Source organism: Shewanella sp. SG41-3, from assembly GCF_014164545.1.
In the GTDB taxonomy this organism is placed as follows: domain Bacteria; phylum Pseudomonadota; class Gammaproteobacteria; order Enterobacterales; family Shewanellaceae; genus Shewanella; species Shewanella vesiculosa.
Genome location: NZ_JACJFJ010000001.1, coordinates 359,052 through 371,263 on the forward strand (window position 1 = coordinate 359,052; position 12,212 = coordinate 371,263).

Annotated in this window: 12 protein-coding genes; all 12 read left to right on the forward strand. The window is 38.5% G+C overall.

Annotated elements, in window-relative coordinates:
• Positions 1 to 419 precede the first annotated feature (419 nt).
• Entirely contained in the window at positions 420 to 932 is a 513-nt protein-coding gene (gene rfaH, locus H5164_RS01625; RefSeq protein ID WP_182754458.1) for a transcription/translation regulatory transformer protein RfaH, read from the forward strand.
• 438 nt (positions 933 to 1,370) lie between these two features.
• The gene (locus H5164_RS01630) at positions 1,371 to 4,103 is read left to right on the forward strand and encodes an SLBB domain-containing protein (protein WP_182754460.1); all 2,733 of its coding nucleotides are present in this window, start codon (positions 1,371 to 1,373) and stop codon (positions 4,101 to 4,103) included.
• Positions 4,104 to 4,262: 159 nt separating this feature from the next.
• Positions 4,263 to 4,640 (forward strand): four helix bundle protein, encoded by a 378-nt coding sequence (locus tag H5164_RS01635; protein WP_124017224.1) that lies wholly within the window; start codon positions 4,263 to 4,265, stop codon positions 4,638 to 4,640.
• Positions 4,641 to 4,820: 180 nt separating this feature from the next.
• On the forward strand, positions 4,821 to 5,801 hold the full coding sequence (locus tag H5164_RS01640) for a Wzz/FepE/Etk N-terminal domain-containing protein (protein ID WP_182754462.1): 981 nt from the start codon (positions 4,821 to 4,823) through the stop codon (positions 5,799 to 5,801).
• A gap of 170 nt (positions 5,802 to 5,971) precedes the next feature.
• Positions 5,972 to 7,216, forward strand: a complete 1,245-nt coding sequence (locus H5164_RS01645; protein WP_182754464.1) for an O-antigen translocase — start codon at positions 5,972 to 5,974, stop codon at positions 7,214 to 7,216.
• 12 nt (positions 7,217 to 7,228) lie between these two features.
• Entirely contained in the window at positions 7,229 to 8,314 is a 1,086-nt protein-coding gene (gene rfbB / locus H5164_RS01650; RefSeq protein ID WP_182754466.1) for a dTDP-glucose 4,6-dehydratase, read from the forward strand.
• 49 nt (positions 8,315 to 8,363) lie between these two features.
• Positions 8,364 to 9,239, forward strand: coding sequence for a glucose-1-phosphate thymidylyltransferase RfbA (gene rfbA, locus H5164_RS01655; protein ID WP_182754468.1), 876 nt, complete (start codon positions 8,364 to 8,366; stop codon positions 9,237 to 9,239).
• On the forward strand, positions 9,236 to 10,111 hold the full coding sequence (rfbD, locus tag H5164_RS01660; RefSeq protein WP_182754470.1) for a dTDP-4-dehydrorhamnose reductase: 876 nt from the start codon (positions 9,236 to 9,238) through the stop codon (positions 10,109 to 10,111). The genes rfbA and rfbD overlap by 4 nt, the downstream gene beginning before the upstream one ends.
• A complete protein-coding gene (gene rfbC, locus H5164_RS01665) occupies positions 10,112 to 10,657 on the forward strand; it encodes a dTDP-4-dehydrorhamnose 3,5-epimerase (RefSeq protein ID WP_182754472.1) in 546 nt (181 codons plus the stop codon). It begins immediately after the preceding gene.
• A complete protein-coding gene (locus H5164_RS01670) occupies positions 10,657 to 11,052 on the forward strand; it encodes an FdtA/QdtA family cupin domain-containing protein (protein ID WP_182754474.1) in 396 nt (131 codons plus the stop codon). Before rfbC ends, H5164_RS01670 begins: the two co-directional genes overlap by 1 nt.
• The gene (locus H5164_RS01675; RefSeq protein WP_182754476.1) at positions 11,049 to 11,801 is read left to right on the forward strand and encodes an acyltransferase; all 753 of its coding nucleotides are present in this window, start codon (positions 11,049 to 11,051) and stop codon (positions 11,799 to 11,801) included. The genes H5164_RS01670 and H5164_RS01675 overlap by 4 nt, the downstream gene beginning before the upstream one ends.
• Complete coding sequence (locus H5164_RS01680; protein ID WP_182754478.1) at positions 11,794 to 12,207, forward strand: MaoC family dehydratase; 414 nt, start codon at positions 11,794 to 11,796, stop codon at positions 12,205 to 12,207. Before H5164_RS01675 ends, H5164_RS01680 begins: the two co-directional genes overlap by 8 nt.
• The last annotated feature ends 5 nt before the right edge of the window (positions 12,208 to 12,212 follow it).

Sequence of the window (12,212 nt, forward strand, 5' to 3'; positions counted from 1 at the left end):
TAGGCCGTAATAGTTAATACCCTAAATGACACTGGCGAATCTTTCATTCGCTGTCTTGATAGATTTATCACTTTGTTAATACCGCAGATGTTGTGACAAAAGTGGCTTTTTTGACTCTCAAGCGAATCTTTGATGTGAATTACTGTTAATTACCACTTTTTAGAACACATAAAACAAAATTAACCGAATAGCATATGTTAAAAATGTTTTTTCAACGTCGAATGATAAATCAATTAGTTACTCAATAACGACTTGTGTTTTTGATGAAAATAAAATCAGCTGATGATTTAAACGCTGTATTTATAGGCATTAAGGCTTAAATACCCATTCAAAAGGATAGGGAAGTTTGCTAGTATCCTAAGCCGTGAATGGGACGTCACTTGTTCAGACTGATGAGCAAATATAAAAAGAGAGAGATAATGAAATCTTGGTATTTACTGTATTGCAAGCCACGGCATGAAGTCCGTGCTCAGCAAAATTTGGCTTTGCAAGAGGTCGAAAGCTACTTACCAATGATCACCCAACAAAAAACAGTGCGTAACAAACCGCAACTGGTTACCGCGCCTCTGTTTCCTAGCTATCTGTTTATTTATTTCGATCCTCAAATCACTAGTGTCAGCAAAATCCACAATACCCGTGGTGCTAACCGCATTGTGGGTTGTCGAGAAGACATGACTCCCATTGACGATAGAATTATTTCGGCACTTAAAAGACGTGTCCAAGGCTATGTGCCAGAAGAGAGCAAGCCGTTAGACAAAGGCGATAAGGTCAAATTTATCGACGGACCGTTTAAAGATCTTGAAGCCATATTTGACGAAAACAATCCTGATAAGCGTTGCCATGTGTTGTTTAACATTATGGGACAGCAGAAACGAATTCTGGTTGAATTGACAAGTTTACAAGCAATATCAGCAACCGATAAACCGACTTAAATAAACTGTTTGTCAGAGAATAGCTGTTTTTGTTGTAGGAAATTGTCCATTTGTAAATTTAGGGCTAAGGTTTAAAAAGACTTTTTTACTCTTAAACGGTTAAATATTGTCCGTTTGAATGGTGTTTTTACTCTTTTGTAACATTATACAAACGTTTAGGTATTTTTTACTTGAGCATCCTAGTCTGTTTTTGAGTATAATTCCGCGCTTGATTAGCGCTTGATTAGCGCTTGATTAGCGCTTGTTTCAGTTTAAAGCTAATAGAAAAATTAAAAATTCGTACAGCGAAGGGCATGTTGGAAGCCGTAATCCATGGGCGGTAGCGTGTCTTAAATAGGCCGCTTCGCTGCTAGAACCTAGAAGTGACGAAGTCACGCTCTCTGGCGAGCCTGCGAGCTCCTACAACCTTTTTATAAAAAATAATATTGGAGATATCTGGTGCTACATAAAACCAAAAACGTGTTACTAGCTGGCTTATCGGCCTTTATTATTTTAACCACCCAAGTGCAGGCTATTACCCCAACACCGCAAATGATTGAGCAGTTTAAACAATTGCCTAAATCTGAGCAGGAAAGAGTTGCGCGTCAGTATGGAATAGATCCTTCAATGTTATCAGGCAGTGCCAATAACACTGTTAAGGTAAGCAATCCTACTGTTGTTGAACCTCGTCAAAATCAATCAAATGAACAGCAAGAAAGCGCTAAAAAGAGTGAGTTTGATTTCAACCAAGACAGTGATAAAAACCAATTAAAACGTTTCGGCTACGAAATGTTTGCTGGTGAGCCAACCACCTTTGCACCTGTCACAGACGTACCTGTACCAAGCGACTATATGGTCGGTCCTGGCGATGTGATTAAAGTTCAACTTTATGGTAAAGAAAGCAACGAATACAGTTTAACCATTAATCGTGATGGTACAGTACAAATTCCCGATTTAGGCCCAGTATCTGTTGCTGGACTAAGCTTTGCCGATTTACGTCAAGAATTGTCTAAGCGCATAAAGCAGCAAACGATTGGTATCGAATCTAATATCACCATGGGTGAATTACGTTCAATTCGCATTTTCATTGCTGGCGATGCCTACAAACCAGGCTCATATACTGTATCGAGTTTATCAACCATTACTCAGGCGTTGTTTGTGGCTGGCGGTGTTAACGAAATCGGTAGTCTTCGTAGTGTGCAAGTTAAGCGTGGCGGTAAGTTAGTCGGCTCATTTGATTTATACGATTTACTGCTGCGAGGCGATGCTTCTGGAGACATCAATCTTCGTTCTGGTGATGTAGTGTTCATTCCATCGATTGGCGGGTTAGTCAGTGTCGCTGGTGAAGTGCAACGTCCTGCTATTTACGAGTTGAAAAAGCATGAAACTATTGCCGATGTCATCAATATGGCTGCCGGTATCAAGCAAGATGCCTACCCTAAAAATAGCAGTATCGAACGTTATAATGCTAATGGCTTAAAAACGATTATTAATGTTGATTTAACCTCAGATAAAGGTAACAACACGATAGCCAAAGCTGGTGATTACATTCGTGTTAAAAGTGCTTCAAATCAATATGAAGACGCTATCACTGTGGTCGGTGCCGTGGTTCGCCCGGGTAAATACCAATGGAAGCAACAACGTATTAGCGATGTATTACCTTCAATTTGGGGCGATTTATTATTATCTGCTGACCTAGACTACGGTTTAGTGGTTCGTGAAATCAACAAACATGGTGACATCGAAACCTTACAGTTTGCTCCAGGTGAAGCGATTACATCACCTAATTCTATTCAAAACATTGCTTTACAGCCTCGTGATAAAATAATCATATTTAATTTCAGTGACGATACTCAAAACCGTTTTGAATTGAATTCATTAGTTAAGCAGCGTGTCAGCAAAGTTAAATCACTGAAAAGTGACTCACTACTGGATGCCGATCTGTTTAAAGCTGGATTTGAGACCTTAGACAATACCGTAGCAAGCAAATACACCAATCAAATAGCTGGTGTCGCATTAAATGAGCAAACATCTGAAGAGCAAACGCTGGTAAGCAGCGAAGTGGCTAAAATGCTGTCTAATTTATTCGAAGACCGTGACTTAATCAAACTCAGTAATGTTATGTCACGTAAAGAACTGCTGTATCCCATTGTGACCAAGCTAACCCAGCAAGGTAATTCACAACATGGCATTTTGATCGTGGCTATCGCGGGAAAAGTTCGCCATCCAGGCGTTTACCCATTAACAAATTCAGCAAAAGTGACCGACTTAGTTAAAGCGGCTGGCGGCCTACTTGAAGGTGCTTATATTGAACGAGCTGAACTGACACGCACTCATACCACCTCTGTAGTATCCGATATTATTCACCAACAAGTTAACCTTTCTTCTGCGCTTAATGGTAACCAACAAGACAATATCGAGCTGAAAGGGCGCGATATGATGACTATTTTGACCACGCCAGACTGGCAAGAAAGAAAAGTAGTCGAGGTTAAAGGGGAAGTTAAGTTCCCTGGTACTTATAACATCAGGCGTGGTGAGACATTATCAGACGTTATCGCTAGAGCGGGTGGCTTCACTGAGTTCGCTTATCCTTCCGCGGCAGTATTTGTCCGTGAGTCAGTTCGGATGCAAGAACAGCTTGAAATTAAAAAGTTAGCCGATCAACTGCGCCGAGACATCGCTACTCGTGGGGTATCAAAAGATGGCTTAAGCATTAATTATTCCGAAGCACAATTAATGTTAACTGACTTAGAAAACATCAAAGCCGTTGGCCGATTAGTTATAGACTTAAATGCGCTTGAGTTAGGTATTAAAGAAGCTGATGTTCAACTTGAAGACAGCGACGTATTGTACGTGCCAACCATTAAGCAAACAGTTGCAGTTATGGGTGAGGTTCAACATCCTTCAACCCACCGATTTAAAGATGGCTTAACCCTTGGCGACTATCTAGATATGTCTGGTGGCGCAAGAGAGCGCGGTGATGAAGACAGAGTTTATGTTATCAAGGCTGATGGTTCAGTGATGATGCCAACTCAAAGTATTTGGTTTAATACCGACTCGCAAATTTCGGCCGGCGATACTGTGATTGTACCGCTAGACACTGAGTACAAAGATAACTTAACCCTTTGGTCGCAAGTCACGCAGATTCTTTATAATACCGCGGTAGCATTTGCAGCTGTGTCAGGTATCTAAGAACTGGAGGTTCTAGAAACTCGCAGGCTCGCCAGAGGGCGGACTACGTCCTGCTAGGACGCTACGCTTCTAGGGTTTTATCGCAGGCCGTAGGCCGCTCTAGCAGCGAAGCGCTCTAAGATTCTAGATACAAGATACTCAATGTCAGAAGGAACTGATATGCGTTTCGAGCAATTGGATGTGTGGAAAAGAGCTTCTAGATTGTCTTGTGAAATTTATCGGTTGACTGAGTCAGTCAGTAACTGGGGCTTCAAAGATCAAATTACACGTTCAGGATTATCTGTTCCCTCAAACATAGCGGAGGGAGAGGAACGTGAAACCCTGAAAGAAAAGATAAGGTTTTTGTATTACGCAAAAGGGTCTCTAGGTGAGCTTGTAACTCAGTTATATATCGGAGCAGAAATCGAATACCTTGATAAACAAATAGCTATGTCGATGGTAAAAGAAGCCAAAGAGTTAGCTAAAATATTAGGTGCTCTTATTAAACAAAAACAAGCACAGATTAAAGAAGATAATGCCGATTACCAAACAAAGTGACTAATACGCAAGCTTGTGATTTCCGCTTGTATAGCAGCGAAGCGCTCTAACCAGTAATAAACTTAACATTTAGCAGATTTCTGCTGGTATCTTTTGACCTTATAGCAGCGCAGCGCTCTAGCCGCAAAGCGTCCTAGAATCTAGAAGCGAAGCGCACTGCTACCCAAACAAAAAAGACTTATGACTAAACAAAACCTGCAACCTACTTATGACGCCAACTTTGCATCATCACAACCAATGGTCAGCGCTGAAAACGACGAAATTGATTTGCGCGAGCTTTTTGCTGTTATTAGGCAAGGAAAATGGCTAATCATCGCCATCACAGCAGTGTTTGCTGTCGGTGCAGTTATTTTTGCGATTAATCAGCCTAATATCTACAAATCAGAAGCGCTATTAGCCCCAGCAGATGTTGAGCAAGGTGGCGGTGGTTTAGCTGCACTTGCAGGGCAGTTTGGTGGTTTAGCTAGCATGGCTGGGATCAATTTAGGCGGTGGCGGCGGTGTTGATAAAACCCAAATGGCTATCGAGGTGATGAAGTCTCGTCAATTTACCAGCAACTTTATTCAAAAACATAATATTTTGCCTGACTTAATGGCGGCTAAAAAATGGAATATGGCCGATAACTCAATTAGCTACGATGACGAAATATATAACCAAGCCGATAAAAAATGGCTTCGTATAGTTGATGCACCGTTTAAGCCAGAACCGTCAATGCAAGAAGCGTATAAAGAATTCAGTAAAATCATTGCCGTTAATGCTGCCAAAGAAACTGGCATGGTAACCGTCTCTGTCGAACACATTTCACCAGCAGTGGCTCATCAATGGGTTAATTGGTTAGTGCAAGACATTAATAAAGAAATGAAAGACCGTGATGTTGCAGAAGCGACTCGTAGCACCACATTTTTGAAATCTCAAATAGAACAAACAAATATTGCCGATATTCGCTCAATTTTATATAAATTAATTGAAGAACAAGCGAAAACGATTATGTTTGCCGAAGTTCGCGATGAGTACGTATTTAAAACCATCGATCCAGCATTAATACCAGAAGAAAAATCAAAGCCTAAGAGGGCATTAATTTGTGTTTTAGGCACTATGCTCGGTGGTATGTTAGGCGTCATGTTGGTATTAATTAGATATTTTGTTAAAAAAGAAGATTAAAAAAAGAGCCTATTGGGACTGTTTTCAAGAAAACTGTAAAACCTAGGCTCTTTAAGGGATAACGAGAAGTCGACTGTCTCAAAATGGATGAAAACTGTCTCAGCTTAATTAAAAATGCTGAGTTTAAGAGCGACGATTTCACTTTTACTTGACTGAAGTAGTACTTAATTTTGAATTTAGCAAAGACATCTATACTTAGTTTTATAGCTACAGCGATAAAAATTTTAGCTGGTTTAGTAATCAATAAAGCAGTATCAATATATATAGGTCCATCAGGTTTAGCTGTAATAGGGCAGTTTCAAAATGCTCTTGGTTTGATTCAGACTATCGCGAAAGGGGGGATTAACTCTGGAGTTACTAAGTATACTGCAGAGTATCACGATGACCCTCACCTCCGAAGTATTTTATGGAGTACTTCATTAAAGTTAACTATGTATTGTTCATTAGCATTTAGTATTTTTTTGATTTTTGGTGCTTCCTATTTTTCAGAGTATATATTTAAAACTAATGATTATAATTATGTATTTATAACTTTTGGTTTTACTTTAACCATTTTTTCAGTTAATCAGCTGCTACTTTCTATTTTGAACGGTTTAAAAGAAATTAAAACGTTTATTTCAATCAATATAATACAAAGTATTTACAGCCTTTTTTTTACAACACTACTGATTTTATATTTTGAACTTGATGGTGCTTTATTTGCAATGGTTACTAATCAGTCTGTTGTTTTTTTTATCGTGCTATGGAAGTTAAGAAGGCACAATACAATAATTTTTGAAAACTTCAATAAGCGCTTTAACAACGAAGAATTTAAAAAGTTGTTAAAATACTCTTTGATGGCATTAGTTTCAGCTTTTACAGTTCCAGTCTCTTTGATGATCATTCGGGAATATATTGGGGGGGAGTTATCTTGGGATGATGCTGGTTATTGGCAAGCAATGATGTATATTTCGACTATGTACTTGATGGTCGTAACAACAGCACTTTCAACATACTATCTACCGAGGCTTTCTGAAATAAAAGAAAAAAAAGAGCTTAGGAATGAATTGAAACAAGGTTACTTACTCATCATTCCAATAGTTTTAATTTTATCACTTGGTGTTTATCTTTTAAAAGATATAGTTGTATGGCTCCTTTTTACTGAAGACTTTAATAAAATGTTGATACTTTTTAAATATCAATTAATTGGAGATATTTTTAAAATTGCAGCTTGGTTGCTTGCTTATGTAATGCTTGCTAGAGCCATGACTAAGGTTTTCATTATTACTGAAATCTTATTTTCGATAAGTCTAGTTGTGTTATCAATTACCCTTGCAGACCAATTCGGTTTGATCGGCTTATCATATGCTTATGCTATAAACTATGGTTTATATTTAATTTGTATGATTTTTATTATGAAAAAATCACTTTACTAAAAGATAATTTTTATGAAATATTTAATTACTGGTGGTGCTGGATTTATTGGTTCAGCTGTTATTCGTCATATTATCAAAAACACAAGTGATCAAGTTGTTAACGTCGATTGCTTAACTTATGCTGGAAACCTAGAATCATTAAGTGAAATTGAAAAAAATGAAAGGTATGTCTTTGAAAATGTGAATATTTGTAATCGAACAGAATTGGACCGTGTATTCAAAATGTATCAGCCTGATGCTGTAATGCATCTTGCGGCAGAATCACATGTAGATCGCTCAATTACAGGCCCGTCGGATTTTATTCAAACTAATATTGTCGGCACTTATACTTTACTTGAAGCCACCCGTGCATATTGGAACGAATTGTCTGACGAATTAAAGGACGTCTTTCGTTTTCATCATATTTCTACTGATGAAGTATATGGAGACTTACCTCATCCAGATGAGCTGGATGAACAGAGTCTAAATCAAGAATTACCATTATTTACTGAAACCACAGCTTATGCACCTAGTAGTCCTTACTCTGCATCTAAGGCGTCTAGTGACCACTTAGTTCGTTCTTGGTTACGCACTTATGGTTTACCAACAATCGTAACTAATTGTTCGAACAACTACGGCCCATATCACTTCCCTGAAAAACTTATTCCATTGGTTATTCTGAATGCATTAGAAGGTAAAAAATTGCCTATTTATGGTAAAGGCGATCAAATTCGCGATTGGCTCTATGTTGAAGACCATGCTCGGGCACTCTATAAAGTCGTCACAAGCGGCAAAGTCGGTGAGACCTACAATATTGGCGGCCATAACGAAAAGCAGAATCTTGAAGTGGTACAGACCATTTGCAGTATTTTAGATGCCCTAGTGCCTAAAGATACTCCTTACGCTGAGCAAATCACTTATGTCACCGACAGACCTGGTCATGATCGTCGTTATGCCATTGATGCCAGTAAAATCAGCAATGAATTGCACTGGCAACCACAAGAAACCTTTGAGACTGGTTTACGTAAAACCATCGAGTGGTATTTAACGAATCAAACATGGTGTCAACATGTACAAGATGGTAGCTATCAAGGTGAGCGTTTAGGCATTAATTCTTGATAGAGATTTTTAATACTTGGCATGTGTAACGAATAAAATTAGAGGGTTTATGAAGGGAATTATTTTAGCTGGCGGTTCAGGGACTCGTTTATACCCACTTACAAGAGGTGTATCAAAACAGTTATTACCAGTGTATGACAAACCAATGATCTACTATCCACTATCAACATTAATGCTTGCAGGCATTAGAGACATATTGGTTATTACCACGCCAGAAGACAATGAAGGTTTTAAGCGGTTATTAGGTGATGGTTCTGATTTTGGTATCAATTTAACATATGCAGCGCAACCTTCACCAGATGGCCTCGCGCAAGCTTTTTTGATTGGTGAAGAGTTTATCGGTAACGACAGTGTTTGTTTGGTCTTGGGTGATAATATTTTTTATGGTCAATCTTTTAGTACAACATTGAAGAATGCGGCGAATAGAGAAGAGGGTGCCACAGTATTTGGTTATCAAGTCAAAGATCCAGAAAGATTTGGTGTGGTTGAGTTTGATAAAGATATGAAAGCCGTATCGATAGAAGAAAAACCAACGAAGCCAAAATCAAATTATGCTGTCACCGGTTTGTACTTCTACGACAACAATGTTGTCGAAATGGCAAAGCAAGTTAAACCGTCACATCGCGGTGAATTAGAAATCACCACGTTAAATGAAATGTATTTGAACCAAGGTAACTTGAATGTTGAGTTGCTCGGTCGCGGTTTTGCTTGGCTTGATACCGGTACCCATGAAAGCTTACATGAAGCGTCATCATTTGTGCAGACTATTGAGAATGTGCAAGGTCTTAAGGTCGCTTGTTTAGAAGAAATAGCCTGGCGTCATGGATGGTTAAGTTCCGAACAACTCGCTGAATTGGCAAAGCCAATGATGAAAAATAACTACGGTCAATACTTGGAGCGTTTAGCTAGCGAAACTTCAGTATGAAAATATTAATTGCGGGTAAAAATGGTCAAGTAGGGAGTTGTTTAGTCGATCTCCTTGAAGCACAGGCTGAGCTAACGTTCTTAGCATTAGCCAGTGAAGAACTTGATATCACCGACCCAGTCCAAGTTGATAAAATAGTTACCGAGTTTAGGCCTAATATCATCGTTAATGCCGCTGCATATACAGCTGTAGATAAAGCGGAACAAGAATGTGAATTAGCCAACGCTATCAATAGAGACGGTCCACAACATCTTGCGCTAGCGGCAAATAAAATCAATGCAGTCATCATTCATATATCTACCGATTATGTGTTCGATGGCGATAGCGCAGAGAGTTACACTGAGTCAGATGTAACTGCACCTCAAGGTGAGTACGGCCGTAGTAAGTTAGCGGGTGAACAAGCGGTTGCTCAGGCTTGTCCTAAACATATTATATTAAGAACAGCATGGGTCTTTGGTGAACACGGTAATAACTTTGTTAAAACCATGCTAGGCCTTGCTAAAACAAGAGATACGTTAGGTGTTGTTGCTGATCAGTTTGGCGGCCCTACTTATGCAGGTGATTTAGCTAACGCTATACTCACAATCTCAAAGCTGATTGCGCCAGAAAATCATGTTTATGGTATATATCATTTCTCTGGTTTTCCACATGTCAGTTGGCATACTTTTGCTGAAAAAATATTTGAAATAGCATTGAAACAAGACGTACTCGTCCAGCCTATTCAAGTTAATCCAATAACAACACTAGACTATCCAACCCCAGCTAAACGCCCTGCAAACTCGCGTTTAAATTGTGACAAAATAAATAATGAATTTGGTATTAAACAGAGTGACTGGCAAGCAGCCTTAGAGCGAATTGAAGAGTATTCCTAAATGAAAGTAATTGATACGACAATCCCTGATGTAAAAATCATTGAACCAACTATCTTTGGTGATGCTCGTGGTTTTTTTATGGAAACATGGAATCAACAAAAATTCGAAGAGCTTGTAACAGGAAAACCTACGACCTTTGTTCAAGATAATCACTCAAAGTCAAAGAAAGGTATTTTACGCGGTTTACATTATCAAACTGAAAATACCCAAGGTAAATTAGTTCGTGTCGTGTCTGGCGAAGTATTTGACGTTGCGGTAGATATCAGAAAAAGCTCGGCCACTTTTGGTCTCTGGGTGGGGGCGTATTTGTCAGCAGAAAACAAACGTCAGCTGTGGGTTCCTGAAGGTTTTGCACACGGTTTTTACGTTACAAGTGAAGAAGCTGAATTTGTATATAAGTGTACCAATTACTACCATCCTAAATCAGAAGTTAGTATAGCATGGAATGATGCTGATATAGGTATTGAATGGCCGCTGGATGGAGCACCGATACTGTCAGATAAAGATGAAAATGGTTTACGCTTAAAAGAAATCGAGGCGATTTAATGGATATCAAATTTATACAGTTTCAAAATCATGGAGATGACCGAGGGTCATTAGTTGCTCTAGAAGATCACAAAAATATCCCTTTTACGATTAAGCGTGTTTATTACCTTTTCAACACCCAAGCACAAGTAAGGCGTGGATTTCATGCTCATAAACAGCTGAAGCAATTAGCTGTTGTATTAAAAGGCTCATGTCGTTTTTTATTAGATGATGGTAAAGAAAAAATAGATATATTGCTTGATAATCCAGCGCAAGGTTTATTCATTGAATCCTTTGTATGGAGAGAAATGTATGATTTTTCGGAAGATTGCGTTCTATTGGTATTAGCTGATTCTTTTTACGATGAATTAGATTATATTCGTGATTACGATAAATTTTTGGAGGAGGTTAAATGAGTATTCATTCGACAGCAATTGTTTCGGAAAAAGCTAAAATTGGTGAGAATGTAACTATTGGTGCATATACAATTGTCCATGATAATGTTGTTATTCATTCAAATACTATTATCGAATCATATTGTGAATTAGGTGTATCTAATCAATTATCTCAAGGTGCAAAGCTCATTATAGGTGCAGAGTCACATATTCGGTCTAGAAGTACTTTTTATGAGGCATCTACCTTCGGCAGAGGTCTTGTTACTGGCCACAACGTCACAGTTAGAGAAAAAACCATTGTTGGTGTTAACTTTCAACTAGGCACTCTGAGTGATGTTCAAGGGCATTGTAAAATAGGAGACTTTGTTCGAACTCATAGTAATGTTCATATTGGTCAACATAGCAATATAGGTAACTTTGTTTGGATTTTTCCTTATGTTGTACTTACTAATGATCCTCACCCACCAAGTAGTGTTATGCAAGGTGTTACTATAGAGGATTATGCTGTTATCGCTACTATGTCTGTTGTGCTTCCCGGTTCTAAAATAGCCGAAGGTGTATTTATTGGCGCTCATTCATGCATTGGAGGTAGTACTGAAAAAGATATGCTTTATTCTGGATCACCAGCGAAGAAAATAGGCCTTGCATCTAAAATAAAACTCAAAGATGGAACAAAAAAACCAGCTTATCCTTGGAGAAAACATTTCCATAGAGGGTACCCCCAAGAAGTTATTGAACAATGGAATAATGAGCAACTGAATAATGTATGACATTGACGATTTAGAAGTTGGAATGTTCGCTTCATATTCACAAACAATATCAGAAGCGGATATAAAAAGTTTTGCAGGGATTTCTGGCGATAGAAATCCAGTTCATTTAGATTCTGAATATGCTGAAAAATCGATGTTTAAGAAACGGATTGCGCATGGAATGATAAGTTCTAGTTTTTTCTCAGCTTTATTTGGTACAAAATTACCTGGCGAAGGTTGTGTTTATGTTTCACAGTCTTTGAAATTTAGAAAGCCAGTTTATATAGACGATACAGTTGTGGCTACGGTAATGGTAGAGCGTATAGAAAAAGAGAAAAGGAGAGTTTACTTTAATACATATTGTAAAGTGGGTAAGCAAAAAGTAATAACTGGTCAGGCTGAGATTTATATACCTGAGAAAAAATAAAGCCA